General features: G+C 58.8%; 18 protein-coding genes and 1 tRNA gene. 11 read left to right on the top strand and 8 right to left on the bottom strand.

Annotated features, from left to right (window positions below; genetic code table 11):
• Positions 1 to 227: 227 nt before the first annotated feature.
• The 5 genes from V9G17_16940 (at position 228) to zwf (ending at position 5,016) form a co-directional block, all read left to right on the top strand.
• Positions 228 to 1,280, top strand: coding sequence for a low specificity L-threonine aldolase (locus tag V9G17_16940; protein ID MEI2754280.1), 1,053 nt, complete (start codon positions 228 to 230; stop codon positions 1,278 to 1,280).
• 73 nt (positions 1,281 to 1,353) lie between these two features.
• Positions 1,354 to 1,581 (top strand): hypothetical protein, encoded by a 228-nt coding sequence (locus tag V9G17_16935; GenBank protein ID MEI2754279.1) that lies wholly within the window; start codon positions 1,354 to 1,356, stop codon positions 1,579 to 1,581.
• Positions 1,582 to 1,598: 17 nt separating this feature from the next.
• On the top strand, positions 1,599 to 2,405 hold the full coding sequence (locus V9G17_16930; protein ID MEI2754278.1) for a nucleotidyltransferase domain-containing protein: 807 nt from the start codon (positions 1,599 to 1,601) through the stop codon (positions 2,403 to 2,405).
• 146 nt (positions 2,406 to 2,551) lie between these two features.
• Positions 2,552 to 3,445, top strand: coding sequence for a decarboxylating 6-phosphogluconate dehydrogenase (gene gnd, locus V9G17_16925; protein ID MEI2754277.1), 894 nt, complete (start codon positions 2,552 to 2,554; stop codon positions 3,443 to 3,445).
• A 26-nt stretch (positions 3,446 to 3,471) separates the two neighbouring features.
• Positions 3,472 to 5,016, top strand: a complete 1,545-nt coding sequence (zwf, locus tag V9G17_16920; protein MEI2754276.1) for a glucose-6-phosphate dehydrogenase — start codon at positions 3,472 to 3,474, stop codon at positions 5,014 to 5,016.
• Here the strand turns inward: zwf and V9G17_16915 are convergent.
• Complete coding sequence (locus V9G17_16915) at positions 5,013 to 5,315, bottom strand: thioredoxin domain-containing protein (GenBank protein ID MEI2754275.1); 303 nt, start codon at positions 5,313 to 5,315, stop codon at positions 5,013 to 5,015. The two genes, zwf and V9G17_16915, sit on opposite strands and share 4 nt — an antisense overlap.
• Before the next feature lie 8 nt (positions 5,316 to 5,323).
• Positions 5,324 to 5,992 (bottom strand): GDSL-type esterase/lipase family protein, encoded by a 669-nt coding sequence (locus tag V9G17_16910; protein MEI2754274.1) that lies wholly within the window; start codon positions 5,990 to 5,992, stop codon positions 5,324 to 5,326.
• Positions 5,993 to 6,145: 153 nt separating this feature from the next.
• On the opposite strand from V9G17_16910, the gene V9G17_16905 reads away from it, so the two are divergent.
• Both V9G17_16905 and V9G17_16900 read left to right on the top strand, forming a co-directional pair.
• Positions 6,146 to 8,002, top strand: coding sequence for a HEAT repeat domain-containing protein (locus V9G17_16905; GenBank protein ID MEI2754273.1), 1,857 nt, complete (start codon positions 6,146 to 6,148; stop codon positions 8,000 to 8,002).
• A gap of 17 nt (positions 8,003 to 8,019) precedes the next feature.
• Positions 8,020 to 9,618, top strand: coding sequence for an HD-GYP domain-containing protein (locus V9G17_16900; protein MEI2754272.1), 1,599 nt, complete (start codon positions 8,020 to 8,022; stop codon positions 9,616 to 9,618).
• Between the two features lie 216 nt (positions 9,619 to 9,834).
• On the opposite strand, the gene V9G17_16895 is transcribed toward V9G17_16900, so the two are convergent.
• Positions 9,835 to 10,239: a hypothetical protein gene (locus V9G17_16895; protein ID MEI2754271.1), complete on the bottom strand. Its 405-nt coding sequence runs from the start codon at positions 10,237 to 10,239 to the stop codon at positions 9,835 to 9,837.
• A gap of 200 nt (positions 10,240 to 10,439) precedes the next feature.
• On the opposite strand from V9G17_16895, the gene V9G17_16890 reads away from it, so the two are divergent.
• On the top strand, positions 10,440 to 10,997 hold the full coding sequence (locus V9G17_16890) for an OmpH family outer membrane protein (protein MEI2754270.1): 558 nt from the start codon (positions 10,440 to 10,442) through the stop codon (positions 10,995 to 10,997).
• Between the two features lie 3 nt (positions 10,998 to 11,000).
• Here V9G17_16890 and V9G17_16885 read toward each other — a convergent pair whose 3' ends face one another.
• The 3 genes from V9G17_16885 to V9G17_16875 are packed head-to-tail and all read right to left on the bottom strand — an operon-like array spanning position 11,001 to position 13,513.
• The gene (locus tag V9G17_16885) at positions 11,001 to 12,071 is read right to left on the bottom strand and encodes a DUF362 domain-containing protein (GenBank protein MEI2754269.1); all 1,071 of its coding nucleotides are present in this window, start codon (positions 12,069 to 12,071) and stop codon (positions 11,001 to 11,003) included.
• 3 nt (positions 12,072 to 12,074) lie between these two features.
• Positions 12,075 to 12,455 carry a rhodanese-like domain-containing protein gene (locus V9G17_16880; protein ID MEI2754268.1) on the bottom strand — a complete coding sequence of 127 codons (381 nt, stop codon included), beginning with the start codon at positions 12,453 to 12,455 and terminating at the stop codon, positions 12,075 to 12,077.
• Positions 12,452 to 13,513 carry a PA0069 family radical SAM protein gene (locus V9G17_16875; protein ID MEI2754267.1) on the bottom strand — a complete coding sequence of 354 codons (1,062 nt, stop codon included), beginning with the start codon at positions 13,511 to 13,513 and terminating at the stop codon, positions 12,452 to 12,454. Before V9G17_16875 ends, V9G17_16880 begins: the two co-directional genes overlap by 4 nt.
• A 101-nt stretch (positions 13,514 to 13,614) precedes the next feature.
• On the opposite strand from V9G17_16875, the gene serS reads away from it, so the two are divergent.
• Both serS and V9G17_16865 read left to right on the top strand, forming a co-directional pair.
• On the top strand, positions 13,615 to 14,901 hold the full coding sequence (serS, locus tag V9G17_16870; GenBank protein MEI2754266.1) for a serine--tRNA ligase: 1,287 nt from the start codon (positions 13,615 to 13,617) through the stop codon (positions 14,899 to 14,901).
• Between the two features lie 24 nt (positions 14,902 to 14,925).
• Positions 14,926 to 15,015: transfer RNA gene (locus tag V9G17_16865), tRNA-Ser, on the top strand.
• A 1,134-nt stretch (positions 15,016 to 16,149) separates the two neighbouring features.
• Here the strand turns inward: V9G17_16865 and V9G17_16860 are convergent.
• Positions 16,150 to 16,473 (bottom strand): hypothetical protein, encoded by a 324-nt coding sequence (locus tag V9G17_16860; GenBank protein ID MEI2754265.1) that lies wholly within the window; start codon positions 16,471 to 16,473, stop codon positions 16,150 to 16,152.
• Between the two features lie 312 nt (positions 16,474 to 16,785).
• Here V9G17_16860 and V9G17_16855 point away from each other — a divergent pair, with 312 nt between their 5' ends.
• Positions 16,786 to 17,289, top strand: a complete 504-nt coding sequence (locus V9G17_16855) for a JAB domain-containing protein (protein MEI2754264.1) — start codon at positions 16,786 to 16,788, stop codon at positions 17,287 to 17,289.
• On the opposite strand, the gene V9G17_16850 is transcribed toward V9G17_16855, so the two are convergent.
• The gene (locus V9G17_16850; GenBank protein MEI2754263.1) at positions 17,286 to 17,414 is read right to left on the bottom strand and encodes a hypothetical protein; all 129 of its coding nucleotides are present in this window, start codon (positions 17,412 to 17,414) and stop codon (positions 17,286 to 17,288) included. The genes V9G17_16855 and V9G17_16850 overlap by 4 nt on opposite strands.
• Between the last annotated feature and the right edge of the window lie 33 nt (positions 17,415 to 17,447).

Below are 17,447 nucleotides of genomic sequence, written 5' to 3'. Positions count from 1 at the left end.
CCGATCCTCTCGCCCGGCGGGGCTGTTCTCGTTCGGCCTCCTCGACGGACTGCACGTACGCCTCCGTCAGCCTCACTTGCGCGAAGCCCCGGCGAGCGTCGGTCTCGAACACCTCGCGACGGCATTCATGAATAATCCGAGCCAGTGTAACAGGCCGACCATGCCCGGCAAGCAGAAAATTTGTTACAATGCCGCGCGCCGAACATCCGTCGAGAGCAAGCACATTCGTGGCAAGCACACCTCAACCCATCATCGATCTCAGGAGCGATACGGTCACAAAACCATCGCCCGCCATGCGCGACGCCATGGCCAGGGCCGAAGTGGGCGACGATGTATATGGGGAGGACCCGACGGTCAACCGTCTCCAGGAAGCCGGCGCTGCGTTAGTCGGCAAACGGGCCGCGCTTTTTGTTCCCTCGGGCACCGCAGGCAACCAACTCTGCCTTCGCGCCCAGACGGAGCCGGGACAGGAGGTGATTGTTGAAGGTCACTCGCACATCGTCCGCTACGAGCTGGGCGCGGCGGCGGCACTGGCCGGGGTGCAGCTCCATTGGGTCACCGGTTCGCGGGGACTCATGACGGCGGAGCAGGTCGAGGCCGCCATTCGCCCCAACGATACGTACAGTATTCAGAGCGGGCTCATCTGTCTCGAGCAAACTCACAATGCCGGAGGCGGCACGGTGTATCCCCTCGCGACGATCCAAGCCATCCGCGAGGTCGCGTCAGCCCACGGACTTCCGATGCACCTGGACGGGGCCCGGCTGTTGAATGCGGTCGTCGCCTCGGGAGTGTCGGCAGCCGAGTATGCGCAGCACTTTGAGACGGTCACCTTCTGCCTCTCGAAGGGGCTCGGCGCTCCGGCCGGCTCATTGATTGCCACCGACGATCGCGTGCTGCTCGAGCGAATCCGCCGATTCCGCCGTATGTATGGAGGCGCCATGCGACAAGCCGGTATCCTGGCTGCAGCGGGACTCTATGCGTTGGAACACAATATTCAGCGGCTCGCGGAGGACCATGCCCATGCGCGACGACTGGCCGCGCGATTACAACAGATTCCCGGGATCTCGATTGATCCCGCCACAGTCGACACCAACATTTTGTTCTTCGACGTGATCCGTGAGCAGGTGTCGGCGAAGGAATTCGTGGCGGCGCTCAAACAAGACGGCCTGTTGCTCAACGCCGTCGGCCCCGGCAGCTGTCGAGCTGTCACGCATCTCGACGTCTCGGCTGAAGCGATCGAGCAAGCCGCCGACAGAATCGCGCGTGTACTCGATCGCTAGCCCATCCTCACATTGACAGTCCGCCTCCCCCCTCATAAAATGCCTCGACCGTAAAAACTCCAAAGGGGGATGCGTGCCGCTCGAAGTCGTCTCGTTTCAACTGATCAGCCGGATTCTCGATGTGACGGACGGCTTGGGCCTCAATCGCGAGTGGGTGGAAATTCCTCTCTCACCGGAATCCCCCGGCCGGGTCCGTAAACTTCAGAACGGAAAACTTGAAATCATCGTCGATGCCGACCAGCCGTTCGAGGCCTGGCTCGGCACCCTCGAACAACAGATACAACGTGCGCAATCCAGCTGACACGTTGAAGGATAGACATGGAACCACAACTCGCGGCCTCCCCCGCTCAGTCGACCCCGGCGCTCCCTTCCTCAGAGGAGTTGCAGGCTGAGTTATTAGATGTTCCCGAACCGCCCGAAATGCCCCCGGCGGTGGCGCCACCCGGTTACGAGGATGCCCTCGTCGGCGCCGTGAAATATGTCCGCGCCAAACGTGGCGGCGACCTGGTCGGCATTATCCTCGTCGGATCCGGTGCCCGACGAGCGGTCACCGCGCATAGCGATATCGACCTGATCGCCCTGGTCAAAGGTCCGGCGGACGGACAGGAAATGATTCGCGTGGGCGATCGGCTGGTGGACATCCGCTACGGCGAACACAAGACCGTCGCCGAGAATCTGGCCTATTCTCCTCGCCTGGCGCCCTTGCTCCGCAAGGGACGGATCCTGTTCGACCACGAAGACGTCGCGGCCCAACTGATCGCCAAAGCCGCGCAGCGGTTCCGCCAGGGGCCCCCGACAGCCAGCATTCATGAACGCATCCGTCTCAAGGCGGAATGTCTGCATTCGCTCGGCAAAGTCGAGGACCTTCGCGACAAACCCAACACGGCGCAATATCTCCTGCAACTGTTCTTCGAAGACTGCGTCACGGCCTTCTTTCGAACCCGAGGCCTCTGGTTCACGGCACCGGTCGACACCCTCCGGTTCCTGGCCTCGCGCGACCCGGCACTCGGCGAGCTGGCAAGTCTGTTTCTGAGCGCCGCCACGCTGCATGACCGATTGACATTCGGCCGGCGTTTTGCCGACCTCCTGTTTCGCGACATTCCCCTTCCACCTCGCGTGGACTGAGCGGATCCGTCGCACGGTTCGAATGCGACCGTCGGCTTGCATCGGCGTCCGGGCGTGCGACCATCGGCAGTCCACCGGGCACATGTAGCAGTAGACCACTTGAGGACCGGTCCTCACCGACCGACGATCACCAGAGAGGATGACCTATGGAACTCGGATTTATCGGACTCGGCAAGATGGGAATGAACATGGTCACGCGCCTGCAGCAGGGACGGCATCGCATCGTGGCGTACGATCGTGCGCCTGAGATCGTGAAACAGGCGGAGGGGAAAGGTTGTGTCGGCGCCGCGTCACTCAGCGACCTCGTCTCGAAACTGTCCGCCCCTCGCGCCGTCTGGATTATGGTTCCGTCGGGGGCTCCCACCGAGGAAACGATTCAAGCCGTCGCCGCCCTGCTCCAACCGGGCGATACCATCATCGATGGAGGCAACACCCGTTTCCACGACGATACCCGGCGCGCCGCCGAGCTGAAAACGAAGGGCATCCACTATGTCGATGTCGGGACCAGCGGCGGAATTTGGGGGCTGACGGTCGGCTATTGCCTCATGATCGGAGGCGACAACGAGCCGGTTCAACGATTGACACCGATCTTCCAAACATTGGCGCCTGAACAGGGCTGGGCTCACATGGGAACACACGGTGCAGGCCACTACGTCAAAATGGTCCACAACGGGATCGAATACAGCATGATGCAGGGCTACGCCGAAGGCTTCGAACTGATGGCGAAAAGTGAGTACCGCCTCGACCTGGGCAAAATTGCCGACGTGTGGATGCACGGCAGCGTGGTACGATCCTGGCTGTTGGAACTGGCCGTCGGCGCCTTGAAACAGGATCCGAAGCTCGAAAAACTCAAAGGATACGTCCAGGATTCCGGTGAGGGGCGATGGATGATTCAGGATGCGATCGATAAGGATGTGCCGGTCCCGACCCTTACATCCGCGCTATTCACCAGGTTCCGGTCGCGACAGGACGAGTCCTTCGCGGAGAAAATGCTGGCGGCTTTGCGCAACGCCTTCGGCGGACACAGCGTCCGCCGTTGAAGCCTTAACCAACGGACCACCACACCATGTCTTCACCAACAACTCCCGTGGACATCAAGCCGCTCCCTGAAGCCATCACTCCCATTGAACCTTGCACCCTCGTGATTTTCGGCGGCTCCGGAGACCTGGCCCGACGACGGCTCATCCCGGCGGTCTACAATCTGCTCCTCGATGGTTTGCTGCCGGACAAATATGCGGTGATCGGACTGGGGCGCAAACCGATGAACGACGAGGAGTTTCGCAATTTGGTTCGGGAAGGCGTCATCGCCCATTCACGGCAAGCCCTGATCGAGGACCGGTGGCAAGAATTCGAGCGCCACCTGTTTTACATCCAGGGCGAAAACGAGGATGCACAGACCTACCACGCGCTCCGTGCCAAAGCCGAGCAAATCGAGCAAGCGATGCAATTACCCGGCAACCGAATTTTTTACTTGAGCATTCCCCCGAGTTCGTTTGCCTCGGTGTGCGAGGGCTTGGCACAGTCCGGTCTGGCGACCCAACCCGCCGGCGGGTCGCCGTACTCCCGCATCATCGTGGAGAAGCCCGTCGGTCGCGACCTCGCTTCCGCACAACAGATCAACGAAGTGACCGGCCGGGTCTTCGACGAGTCGCAGATTTTCCGCATCGACCATTATCTGGGCAAAGAGACCGTCCAGAATCTCATGGTGGTTCGGTTTGCCAACAGCATCTTCGAGCCGATCTGGAACCACCAATATATCGACCATGTCCAAATTACGGTCAGCGAAGCGGAAGGCGTCGGGACCAGGTCCAGTTATTATGAAGAGGCCGGCGCCCTGCGGGACATGATTCAAAACCATCTCCTGCAGCTGCTCTGCCTCGTGGCAATGGAGCCACCCTACTCGCTGGATCCCAACGTCGTGCGCAATGCCAAGATGGAAGTGCTGCGCTGCCTCAGGCCGATCACCGGCAAAGATGTGGAGCAGTACACCGTTCGAGCACAGTATGCAGCAGGAACGGCTCACAACCAGCCGGTGCCGGGCTACCGCCGAGAGAAGGGCGTGAATCCGAACTCCACCACCGAGACGTATGTGGCGGTCAAAGCGTTCGTGGAAAACTGGCGCTGGTCCGGCGTGCCGTTTTATCTGCGAACGGGAAAAGCCTTGCCGAAACGCGCCAGCGAAGTCGCCGTGCAATTCAAAGATATTCCACAAATTCTCTTCAACGCGAACCCTGCGAACCCTCAACCGGCGAATGTCCTGACCCTGCGCATCCAGCCGGATGAAGGCCTCTCCCTGCGCATCATCTCCCGCGTCCCCGGCACGCGCGCGCAGACGCATCCGGTAGAGATGGACTTCCAATACAGCGACGTGTTCGGATGCCCGTCTCCGGAAGCCTACGAGCGCCTCCTGCTCGATGTCATGGCCGGCGATGCCTCGCGATTCATGCGCCGCGATGCCGTGGAAGCCTCATGGGACTGGGTGACGAAAATTCTGGATGGGTGGACGCAGCAGAGATTGCGTTGGTTGCCCGAATACACAGCGGGAACGTGGGGACCCGTCGAGGCTGAACGGATGATCCAGAACGACGGACGCGCCTGGCGCATCCTTTAAGTCAGGCCAAGCTGTCTCTGGATCTCGTCTTTCCTGCCGATACCTCCGATAAACCGCACGAACTCGCCGCGTTCGAACAGCGCGAGTGCCGGCAATGAGCTGATCTCCAGCTCCGCGGGAATCTGATAATTCTCCTGCACATTCATCTTCACGATCTTCACCACCGAGGCCGTGTCCTCCTGCAACTGCTCCAACTGCTTCAGGAGGGCCAGACAGTGGCCGCAACCCGGCTGCCAAAACTCGACAAGCACCGGGAGCGATGCCTGTTCCACTTCGCGCGAAAAATCTCGATCGGTCACGTCACGGATCATGCGCCGGCCGGCCTGGCGGATGTCGAGGGGTAACCGGCTGCTGCAGGAGCAAACACCTGTTGGTAGAGGAGCCGGCCGAACAGTCGATAGCCGGCAGCCGTGAAATGCAGGCCGTCGTTTGAGTACGGTTCCGCGAGCATGAGGGAATCCGGTTCGGCCGTCGCGCTGAACAGATCGAAATAGGGCACGCGCTTACTTTCGGCATAGTCCGCGATCAACCTATTCAATTGCTGCCGCCGTTGAAGGTGTCCGGCCAGCCAGGACGCGCCATCGGGGTGATCCGTGCCCACCTCGACACGAATCGAGGGTACCGTCACCGGAACCGGAATGATAGAGGCCGCCCTCGCCAACTCATACATCTTGAGGAGGTTCCGCATAATCTCCGCCGGAGCGGCATTCCAGCCCAAATCATTCGTCCCTCCAAGAATAATCACCGTCTGAGGACGTCGCTCCAGCACCGCAGCACGAAATCGCAGCACCATCTCGCCCGTGACTTCGCCGCAGATCCCGCTGATCTCCACGTGTCCTTGCTCTCCAAGGTATTCCTGCAAGACATGCCCATAGGGGGTCTCCCCTGTCTGCGGGTCTGTCGGAGTAGGAATTCGATAGCCTGCCGTGAGGCTATCACCGAAGCAAAGAATACGCGGCGGTTGGTTCGAGGACATCAGGGACGGATTCTACTGTCCCGCACCCCACGACGCAATGCCGATGTCCCGTCATGAATCAGAGCGCCTCGACATGGCGGAGACCGGCAAGACGTTGCACAGACCGGCAATTTTCTTGACGAAGGAGGGACCTCACGGTACGACTGAACACATATGGAATCTCCAGCACCGCTCGAAGAGGGCGCTCCGCTTACGCCCTTGGTAAAGCCAGGGTCCGACCCGGCAGTGGCCACGGTCAAGCAGTTGCTCAAACTGCTCGATAAGGCTGCGAAATCGGCCCGCACCTACGGCACCAAGAACCCCGTGGCCCAGCGATTCTTCCAGCAGTTTTACGACGACCTCTCGAGGCATCTCACCCTTCACCCTCACCTCGCCCTCTTAGTCCAACGCAATCAATTGCTGTTCAGAAACGAAGTCGTCTATCAACCGGAGCGGGATGCGACCGGAGACAGCTTCGCCTTCAAGATGTACTCGGATGGGATACGAGAGTTGAGTTTCCATCAAGGGCTCCTACAGGACGATCTGGCTTTTTTCCTGGATGCGCTGTGGGGGACGCCCTCCGGTGAAGCCGGAGCAACCGAAGAGCCGGTCGACCTCGAAGAAGAAGACGACGACGACATCGTGACGCGCCTCTGGGCCAAGAATCTCGAGACCATCACTCTCGTCACCGCAGAGGAACTGGTTCGGTCCTCAGGATTCGGACTGGACGAGCTTGAACTGCAGACGCAGGGCTATATGAGCATGTCGGTGACGTCGCTGCGAGAGCTCCTCGACCGCGAGCGCGCGGCGGCGGCCGACAAAGACACCACGCCGGAGGCAGCCGGCCAGCGCACCGGCGGAGGCAGCAGCGGCGCAAACAGAAATCGTCGCCTCCAGGCCAACGTCGTCGGGTATGACGTCTCTCAGGAAGAACATGCCGTCTTGACCGAGGAGATCCAACGCGAAACCCAGCGCGATGCCACGGCGTATATTTGCGACATCCTCACGGCCGTGCTGGCATCTGAACCTTCTCCCGCGTTGCTGACGAAATTATTCCAGGTCTGGGATCATGTGCTCGACGTGTTGATTCGAAACGGACAATGGATACAGCTCGAAACCGTCTTGACCCTGTTGCAGGATGCCGAGTCGGTCCGCCCCGATCTTTCGGAGGCCCATCAACAACAGCTCGCAGGACTGCTCGATGGACTGAGCCGCCCCGAGCGACTGAAAACGATCGGCGTGTACCTCAATCGCACCTCACACGCAAACACAGAGGGGTTGCCCACCCTCCTGTTCATGATGAAACAGGATGCCATCCCCGGACTCTGTTCACTGCTTGCCGGCTTGGACAAGCCCTCGCATCAAGCCGTGGTGATGGACACCTTGCACACGCTCGCGCGTGACCATTCCGACACGATCGTACGCGGATTGACCGACAAGCGGCCAACCTACGTGAAAAATCTGTTGACGCTCATTTCCCGCTGGGGCGACGCCCACTTTGCCGACCCTATCGAAAGAACCCTTCGGCACCCCGAACCCACCGTCCGACGCGAAGCCCTTCGGGTCCTGGCCGCGATCCGGCCGTCCGGGAACGGCACGAAGTTGATCGGCCTCCTCAACGACAGCGACGAAACCGTTCGCCTGACGACCATGAAGGTGCTCTCCACCGGACAGTACAGTATCGGCTTCTCCGCCTGGGCCCCGTTCGTGACCGTCGATGAATTTCATGATCGGTCACCCGCCGAAAAACGCGCGTTCTTTGTCGCCATCAAACAGACCGCCGCCGATGAGGCCGTGCCCTATTGGCAGGGCCTGTTGACAGAATGGTCCTGGACCAACCGGAAGAAGAAGGAAGAACTCGCCATACTGGCGGCGGACATTCTCGGCAAGCTGGCGACGCCCGCAGCCTTGGCCGCACTCGAAATCGGAGAGAAGAAGGGCGGTACCGCCGTCCGCCAGGCCTGCAGCGCAGCGCTCTCCGCGGCCAACCGCCAGCAACGGCAATCGCTTCCTCCAGCCGCAAATTCCTGATTACGAGGAGCCGACCAGTGACCGATACACCCTCCCCAGCCAATCCGGTCCCGACCTCGAACGACGCCCATCCGATTCTCACCCATGAACGGTCCCTGGCGAATAAGATCGCGCAGGGATCCGAAGCCGGCGACATCCTCGCTCAGCAACTCGCCATGCTGGGGATTCAGCTCGTTACCCAGCTGAACGTCCTGATCAAGACCTCACGCATCCACGGACGCACGAACGCGGCTCTCGACAACCCCGTGGAGTCCATGATGACGCTGGTGAAAACCTTGGCCGCGGATCATCCGGTCGTCCTCCGACTACAAAACGACTTTTTGTTCGTCGGAGACAGCCACCTCAAGATGAGCTCCCAACAGATGGTGGTCTTTGCAAGCATTATTGAAGCCTTGAATAAGTGGAAAATCGGCGGGGTCTCGTTCGCATCGACGGCCGAGTCGAAAGATTTTCGTGAGTTTGCCTATCTGTTCGTCAGTCTGGACCCGGAGAAGCATGTCCTCACGGACCTTCAAGACGCCATGAAGACCGCAGGCATCCACGGCATTGAGCTGGAAGAACCCCGCTCTCTCCAACTGCAACATCTTAGTGACGCGACGTTGGCTACCGGCACCGACGGGGAAAGTCCCAATACCCTGCTGAATGGGCCGAAGGAGATGAAAGAGAAACGGAAAGCCCTGGCCAAATGTGGCTATGCCAAAGCGTCTGCCGCGCTCGGCGACCTCGTGAAGAATACGCGCGGCGGCGGCACGGTCAGCTTCAAGCAGGCGAAACGCGCCATTCAGAATATCATCGAGCTGATGATGCAGGATGAGTCGACGCTGCTCGGCCTGACCAACCTACGATGCCACGACCAATACACGCACAATCACTCAGTAAACGTCTCACTCCTCGCCATGGCACTCGGGAACCGAGCTGGGTATCCCAAAGTCGAACTGGCGGATCTTGGGTTGTCGGCCCTGTTCCACGATGTGGGGAAATGTGCCATCTCCCTCGACGTGCTGAACAAGCCCGGAGAATTTACACAAGAAGAGTGGGCCGTCATGCGGTCACACCCGATTGAAGGGGTCTTCACGCTGGTCAAGGCACGTGGCATTAACAATATTCCGGCCCGGATGGCGGCAGCCTCGTTCGAGCACCACATGAACTACGATTACTCGGGCTACCCCAAACTCAAGGTCCCCTGGACACAAACAGTCGGCAGTCGAATCATCACCATCGCCGATTGTTACGACGCCATGACGTCCTCGCGGGTGTACCGCCGGGAACCGATGTCACCCGCGAACGTGTTGAAATTCATGTTCGGGAAAAGCGGTCAGTCGTTTGATCCCGTGTTACTCAAGCTGTTTGTGAACTGTGTGGGCATCATTCCAATCGGCAGTCTCGTCAGACTCGACTCAGGCCCCCTCGCCGTCGTGATCAAACCGGCTCAGGACAAAATCAATGCGGAACGCCCGCTGGTCAAAGTCATTACGGATGAGACCGGCACGCCCGTTGAAGACGGCGCCGAAGTCGACCTGACGATTCAGGACGAGGCCGGAAATTACACGCACAGTATTCTTCAACTCGTCGACAATGCCGAACATCACTTCGACACCGCCCGGTACTTCGTGTAGCCCGGACTATCCATGAAAACCTGCTCCGGCACCCGATTCTCTCGCCCGGCGAGGCTGGTCTCGTTCGGCCTCCTCGACGGACTTCACGTACGCCTGCGTCGGCCTTGCGTGCGAGCAGCCTCGGCGGGCTTCCGTCTCGAACGCCTCGCGACGGCATTCATGAATAATCCTGGCTAGCGCCCCTGCCTCCTTGCCCCTCGCCGGTTCTCTGAATCGCTACCGCTTACTCTCGGACGGTGGCCAATCCATGACCATCTCTCTGCCACAATAAAAACAGACCACTCGATATTTGGCCTTGCGGCGCGGATTGGGCATCGAGATAAACACAACCGGCGTCTCGTCGAACGGACAGACCGGCTGCTGATGCATAAGATGGTTGTCGGCCATCAGTTCCAGGGTTGCGTTGTCCCAAGGTGGAGCAAGTTGCTCATGTCCCGCAACTGTATGGTGCCAATTGCACCGCTCACAGCGCAGGTCAAAGGTCTTTATTCGATCCCTCGTCTGGGACTGATCCGTGACTTCCACCGGTCCTGGGCATCCGTCGCGCCCACAGGCGATGGCCTCATGTTGCAGCGCGAGTACGAAAAGTCGATGGGCCGACTGTTGTTCCGAAGGGAGCATAGTATCCTTTCTCACCCGCTCGGCGGGAACACCGAGCGGGATGTCGAACGGTGGTAGGCGTTGTCAGGCTTATAGCCACCGGCCTCCCTCCTGTCAATTCGCCTGCGCCTTCGACGGCGCCCTCCTTGACACAACCACGACGGACGGCTATCCTCCCGAGGTTTGGAGCACGACATTTTTTCGGCGAAAGGAGTTCCGAAATGGGTGTGAAGTGGCAAGGAGCAGGCCGCCGCGCGGCAATAGTCGGAGTGCTCATCGCAGCAACTCTTGGCCTGTTCTCAACAAGTCCGGCGGCAGAATTTAAGATGGGGGTCATCGATCCCCAAGTCGTCCTGGAGAAAAGCAAGGCCGGCAAACGTGCGCTGGACGGGTTGCGGGAATATGTGGCGACACGCCAAAAGCTGCTGTCCCGGGACGAAGAAGAGCTACGCAATACGGAAAAGCAGATCAAGGAGCAGGCCTCCAAGTTGACCGAGACGGAGAAGAAAGACAAGGAAACCTCCTTCCGCGCCAAAATTCAGGACTACCAGAAGCGCGCCCAGGAGTTTAATCAGGAGCTGCAGGGCAAGCAAAAGGAACTGGTCGACGAGTATATGAAGAAAATCGCCGTGGCCACGCAGGCCGTCGCCGATAAGAACGGGTATCAGCTGGTGCTGGACAAGGGCAGCGAGCAGACCGTGAAGATCGTGATTTTCAACAAAGACACCATCGATTTGACCGAGCAGGTCATCAAAGAATTCGACCGCACGAACAAGTAGTCTCTACGAGCTGACCAGCTCCTGCCGAATATGCTCCACCAGCCGACTGAAGGCTGGTGGAGCCGGATCTACCGCCTCCGTGACCAACTCGATCTCCTGACCCGATCCGACACCCAATCCCAATGCCGCTGCACGTTTGATCTGTCGCTGATCCCCGATTCGCTTGCCTTGGAGCTTCGGCCAGGTACCGAAGGACCGCAACAACGCGATGGCCACCAGATCCACCGCCACCCGGTCACCGCTGCAAATCACGAGATCCGTCTTTGACGGCGTGCCCGACGTGGGGCCGCCTTCGATCATAGTCGTCGTCCCGTCGGCGATAGTCAGCGCCGGGTGCACGGCCAGATTTATTTCGGCAATTCGTTCGTGCCAATCTCCGCTCCAGAACGTGACGGATGGTCGATACCGCGGATGAACTGCCCCGACGAAATTCTTCAGGCTGCAGGAATATTCGGCAAACCGATGGGTTTTGATCACCGGCATGTTGATCACCAGGTCGGCCTCATAGACCGGTCGTGAGAAATAAAACTGCCGGAGGGCCTTGGCCTCAGGGGCCTCGATTTTCACCCAAGGTTCATCTTCCAACGCCAGGACGCGGGCTCCGGCCGCTTCCGCCGCAGCTCGCATCCCCGTGCTCGTGAGGTTGGCGGACGTCGGAAGTCGGATGATGCCCGAACCATCAGCCACCACCACATCGGCCGCCCCGTTCGCCCGGACTATCTCCGCCATGCTTGCAACTACGTGCGGGTTGGTCGTCGAAGGGGGCGGCTGGTCGTTCAACACATTAGGCTTCAACAACACACGTTTGCCGCGTATCCCCAAACCCTCAATGCCTCCGAGCAAATCGATGGCGCGCGGAAGCATACGGCGGGGATCCTTCCCGTAGACAATCGACACGACCGACCGGCCGTGACGCCGAAACGGATTCTCGGGAATGGGCTTGAGCGGAACGAGAGGGCCATCCGGATCGAACAGTAAGTGGCCGAGAATGGTCCTCGGCGAGCGTAGAAGGGCCGGAAGTAACAGCAAACCGAACCCTGCGTTATGAAACAATTCGCGCCTGGAAAACGACATGTGCTACAGACGCCGGCCCTTCTCAATGGGATACCCGGCTGCGCGCCAGGCTTTGATTCCCCCGTCCATCGAAATAACATTGGTGTAGCCCATGAGGCGAATGCTATCCGCAGCCAACACCGATCGGTACCCACCGCCGCAATACAACACGATCGGCTCCTGCTTGTTCGGTAGCACCGTTTCAATGTCTCGCTCGATGACACCCTTGCCGAGGTGGATCGCCCCTGCCGCATGGTCCTGTGCATATTCGTCATCCTCCCGGACATCGACGAAATGGAACCGTTCAGCACGATCCAGCCTGGCTTTGACGTCGGCAGCGGTACATTCACGCACCCGTCCCCTGGCTTCCTCGACGACTTTCAAAAAACCTGGGTTATGACTCACGACGACTCCTCCTCAGCGAACAATGATTGCTGCGCCTGCGGGCGACGAAAGGTTCTGGGAACCGGCCGGTCGTCCTTGGCGAAGCCCGCCCGACGGCAGCCCAGATCAAACAATTGTTCGAGACAACGCCAGTAGGTCCCCTCGCCATGGTGTCGGCTGAAGAACTCAGCCTCATTCAACTGGCCTCCTCGCACGTCTTGAATTCGATGGATGATCTTCGCCACACGGTCGGGAAACAGCACCCGCATGCGGTCAAGAAACACCGTTTCCACATTTCCTGGCAGCCGAAGCAGGCTCCATGTCGCAGACGTCGCACCCGCGGCCCGTGCCCGTGACAACAACGCGGGAATGGCGTCGTCGTTCAAGCCTGGAATGATCGGCGCCACGGATATCCCCGTGGGAATGCCGGCATCCGAGAGGATCTGCATCGCCTCAAACCGTTTGCTGATGGTCGGCGCTTGCGGTTCGACCAGACGAGCCGTCTCGTCATCGGCAAAGGCGATGCTAAAATACACACGGATCCAGGCGTGTTCCTGCAGCCGCCTGAACACATCGATATCACGAACCGGCAGCGCCCCCTTCGTAATGATCCCCACCGGGTTCCGGTAGGCAGCGCAGACTTCAAGACAGGCCCGCGTCAGACCGAGCCTGGACTCAATGGGTTGATAACAGTCGGTGTTGCCGGAAAATACAATCAGCTCACCGTTCCAGGATCGCTTCTCAAAGGATTGCCGAAGCAGGTCCGCCGCGCGTCGCTTCAGGACGATCTTTGACTCGAAGTCGGTGCCTGCGCCGAATCCCCAATATTCATGCGATGGCCTGGCATAGCAGTAGGCGCAGGCATGGAAACAACCGCGATAGGGATTGACGCTCCATCGAAACGGAAGGTCCGGGCTCTCGTTCCGGCTCAAAATCTCGTGGGTGTCGTCTTCAAACAACTGAATCTCAACAGGCGCCGACGGTTCAAGCGTCTCACGCTGCGTGGATTCAAAGCGATTGGGTGGATTGGAGACCAGTTTCACGGCCGCTATGGTGCCGCCCTGCCCACCCGTTGTCAATTGCCCTCCTCCGACGCACCCCGGCCTCACTCAGCGACCAGTTTCATTGACTACGCGGGCATCGAATGTTAGATTTCTCGCCGCTTCAGAGGGGAGAGTCTATGTACGACCTTCGTGTATTACGAGACAACCTGGACAGCCTCCGTGACCAATTGGGGGCACGCGGGAAGGATGTCGCGTGGGAAGATCTGAGAAAACTCACGGAAGATCGTCGAACCTGCACCATACGGGTCGAAGAGCTGAGGCACCAGCTGAAGAAGGGATCGGATGACGTCGCCCGGCTGAAACGCGAGAAACAGCCGGCCGATGAAGCCATGGCGGCAATGAAGGCCCTGGGAGAGACCATCAAGGGCCACGAGGAACAACTTCGGGCCGTGGAAGAACAGTTGGCCCATATCGCGATGCGCATTCCGAACCTCCCGCACGCCTCCGTGCCGCCAGGCCAGGATGAGACCGGCAATATTGAAGTGCGCCGATGGGGAACGCCGCCACAGCTCACGACGCCGGCACTGTCTCACTGGGATCTGGGTGAGGCCCTCGGCATTTTGGATTTCGACCGCGCGGTACGCATGGCCAAAGCCCGCTTCGCCGTGTTGACCGGGTTGGGAGCCCGCCTCGAACGAGCGCTCATCAATTACATGCTGGATCTGCACACAACACACCATGGCTACCGGGAGGTGCAACCCCCGCTGCTGGTGAATCGTGCGGCCATGACCGGAACGGGGCAATTGCCGAAGTTCGAAGAAGATCTGTTTCAACTACGCGACGAAGAGCTGTTCCTGATTCCGACGGCGGAAGTGCCGGTGACCAATCTGCACCGGGAAGAGATCCTGGCGGAAGAAGTGCTGCCGCTCCGGTATACCGCCTATACACCGTGCTTCAGACGGGAAGCAGGATCCTACGGCAAAGACACGCGTGGCCTCATTCGTCTCCATCAATTTAATAAGGTGGAACTGGTCGCCTTCGCGAAACCGGAGCAATCCTATGACGAGCTGGAACGATTAACTTCGCACGCTGAAGCCATTCTCCAGGGGTTGGGATTGCACTATCGAGTGATCACTCTGTGCCAAGGCGACATGGGATTTTCTGCAGCAAAAACCTATGACATTGAGGTATGGTTACCCTCCCAACAGACCTTTCGTGAAATTTCGTCCTGCAGCAATTTCGAAGCGTTCCAAGCGCGGCGGGCAAACATTCGTTCCAGGGCAAAGGCGGGAAAAAAAGAGAACAAGCCAGAATTCGTGCACACACTGAACGGATCCGGGCTGGCGGTGGGAAGGACCCTCGTCGCCATTCTTGAAAATTATCAGCAACCGGATGGGACGGTAGCCGTCCCGACCGTCCTACAGCCCTACATGGGCGGAATTCAGACAATCAAACGATCCTGACGCCGAGTGTTTCCGGCCTGGTGTGGAGGGGTGACGGAGTGGCCGAACGTGCCGGTCTTGAAAACCGGAGATGGGGTAACCTATCCGCGAGTTCAAATCTCGCCCCCTCCGCCAAATTGTTCCCAGCAAATTTGGCGTTTTGAGCCTGAATTGTGGCTGAACTGTGGCTAAAGTCAGGCTGAAGTTTCGCCAACTTTTTCACACCTTCCATGAGATCAGCCTCGCAGACGATCGCATAGCGGCGATAAACCGCCTCCGTCTTGTGCCCCGTTAATTTCATCGCCACGGAACGGGGCACCCCTGCTCTTTCAAAGTTCCTCACGGCGGTTCTGCGAAAGTCGTGGGGAATGCGCTGCGGAACGCCAGCCAAGGTGCATGCCGTTTGCCATCGCCGATAGAACGCCTTGATGTGAATTGGCTTGATGGTCCTGCGATCATTCCAGAAGAATACCCATGGCACGGCCTGTCCTGTTTCCAATTCCAAGGATACAGCGTGATCCCATTGTGACCGCAGTAGATGGGCTAGTTCTGGGAGGGCATTGAATGGGAGAGTCCGCCCCTCATCGTTCTTAGTGGTTCCCGGTTCCAGCCGAACCATTCCGGCCTGGAAATCTACCTGAGACCATCGCAGCGTCAGAACCTCACTCGGCACACGCCATCCGCTCAGGTATGCAAAGGTAGCAACCCCGCGATACGCTTCCGGCAAATGTGACCGAACGGATTCAAAATCGGATCGTTCGAAAAATCCCTTTCGGGCATTCTGAACCGAAATAAGCGGAAACGGAGGCACGATCGCTCTACCAGCACGTTCGGCTAGACGAAACATCTTGTGCAAGTACGTCATGTCGAGTTTCGCTGTTGCCGGAGCAATCCCTCGCGCCAAACGATCAGCCACATACCGGTTAAGCCGATCCAACGTAATGTCACATGCACGCAGGCGACCGAAAGCTGGTTCAAGTGCCCTAAGGCTCGTATTAAGTCGTTTGACTGATCGACGTTGATTGATCGCGTAATCATCACGGATCATTTGCACAAGGTCCGGGAAAGTCGTCTTCTCAACATCCGGGCCGTGTAAGCGCCCACTGCCGATTTCTGCCATGCGCCGCTGCAATAATTTTACGGCATCCGATCTGACTGAGGACCCCACCGACTCTCGATACCGCTGGCCGCGAAAATTATATTGAATCCACCAGATATTCCCACGTCGGAATACAAAACCTAAACCTCTGGTTTTCATTTTGAGTTTTCCTAACTTCGTTTCTGAAACCACAGGAGGAGTGGTTTTTCTGGGAATAATAAGACTTTGCGTGATGCTTGGCTATGGGGAAGTTGCTTTTTGTGGCGGTACAGCCATTTGGCAGAGACATGGAAGCGTTCGACCACTTCATCAACGGTGAGAAACCTCGCTTGGTGAGGCAAATCATCGACCGAACGTTGAGGTTTTTGAAGGACAATCCTCACTAAAATAGTGCCTTTGATTCTTTCCAACTCCCCTAAGATCATTGGGAGTTCGGATGTCTGTATCTCTGCCATGGCTTCTTCAAGTTGTGAACAAATCTCTTTGGCATCCATGGTTCTTACAGCCTTCAATATTTGTTTTAAGCCTAGGCCCAGCGTGTTCCCTTAGGAGCGCGGAAAAATCCTACGATATTCCCGCCTGCTACCTGCGCGCACATTCCCCCACCTAACTATAGAGACTGAGCCTATCAGCTGGTACGACCCGGGGCCGGGGAGCAGCGGAGCAGGCCTTCCCGGTCCCCTCCGTCCCGGTCTCCGCCCCTCCAGGCCTGCCCGCTGCGAGAGCCCCGTGCCGCCTCCTTCGTTACGCCCCACCCTTGGTTTGTGAAGGGTGGGGCTAGAACATAATTTCTGAAGGAGGCGGACATGTCCGTTGATAGCTCTCTCGGTTCCTCGAACGGTGGACGGCCACTGAGCCCGGTTCGGAAATACGGCATCCCTCGATATCGCGTCACGCTGGTCCGAGAGGGCCGTGTCCTTCCAGCGGCGGAATTGGTGCACACATCGGAAGGCGCGGCGGCGATCCTCCGGCCTTTGTTCGCCGGTCTGGACCGGGAGCAGTTCTTGATCTGTGGCCTGGACGCGAAGCATGGGCTCATCGGGATCAATGTCGTGTCCACCGGTTCGCTTAATCTGACCATTGTTCATCCTCGCGAGGTCTTCAAGCCGCTGATCCTGATGAATGCCGGTGCCTGGATCTGCGCCCACAATCATCCCTCTGGCGATATCACGCCGAGCCCCGAAGACCGCGCCCTGACCAAGAGGCTGCGCGAGGCTGGTGACCTCTTTGGGATTACGCTCCTCGATCATCTGATCCTTGCCGAAGAACGCTACTACAGCTTTGCTGACCAAGGCTGGCCCGGCGCTTAGCGCAGGAGCCGCAATACCCAGGCGGCCCCGGCAGCCACCAAGGCAAGCCCGATAGCGGCGGTGCCCCAGGCGACCAGGTCGGCAGCCAACGCATTGCCAATGGTTTGAATTTGTTGCGCCGTCATCCTCGAACTCCTTTGTCGTCACCCTGTTCCTGC

It is taken from the genome of Nitrospira sp. (genome assembly GCA_037045225.1).
Classification (GTDB): domain Bacteria; phylum Nitrospirota; class Nitrospiria; order Nitrospirales; family Nitrospiraceae; genus Nitrospira_A.
The sequence above is the reverse complement of the archived record's forward strand: the minus strand, read 5'-3'. Positions and strand labels throughout refer to the sequence as shown.

Bases quoted from the DNA above. Each gene is read 5' to 3' on its own strand.
- zwf (MEI2754276.1), top strand. From the start codon at position 3,472: ATGTCTTCACCAACAACTCCCGTGGACATCAAGCCGCTCCCTGAAGCC.
- serS (MEI2754266.1), top strand. From the start codon at position 13,615: ATGTACGACCTTCGTGTATTACGAGACAACCTGGACAGCCTCCGTGAC.
- gnd (MEI2754277.1), top strand. From the start codon at position 2,552: ATGGAACTCGGATTTATCGGACTCGGCAAGATGGGAATGAACATGGTC.
- V9G17_16890 (MEI2754270.1), top strand. From the start codon at position 10,440: ATGGGTGTGAAGTGGCAAGGAGCAGGCCGCCGCGCGGCAATAGTCGGA.
- V9G17_16910 (MEI2754274.1), bottom strand. From the start codon at position 5,992: ATGTCCTCGAACCAACCGCCGCGTATTCTTTGCTTCGGTGATAGCCTC.
- V9G17_16930 (MEI2754278.1), top strand. From the start codon at position 1,599: ATGGAACCACAACTCGCGGCCTCCCCCGCTCAGTCGACCCCGGCGCTC.
- V9G17_16855 (MEI2754264.1), top strand. From the start codon at position 16,786: ATGTCCGTTGATAGCTCTCTCGGTTCCTCGAACGGTGGACGGCCACTG.
- V9G17_16885 (MEI2754269.1), bottom strand. From the start codon at position 12,071: ATGTCGTTTTCCAGGCGCGAATTGTTTCATAACGCAGGGTTCGGTTTG.
- V9G17_16895 (MEI2754271.1), bottom strand. From the start codon at position 10,239: ATGCTCCCTTCGGAACAACAGTCGGCCCATCGACTTTTCGTACTCGCG.
- V9G17_16850 (MEI2754263.1), bottom strand. From the start codon at position 17,414: ATGACGGCGCAACAAATTCAAACCATTGGCAATGCGTTGGCTGCCGAC.
- V9G17_16905 (MEI2754273.1), top strand. From the start codon at position 6,146: ATGGAATCTCCAGCACCGCTCGAAGAGGGCGCTCCGCTTACGCCCTTG.
- V9G17_16860 (MEI2754265.1), bottom strand. From the start codon at position 16,473: ATGGATGCCAAAGAGATTTGTTCACAACTTGAAGAAGCCATGGCAGAG.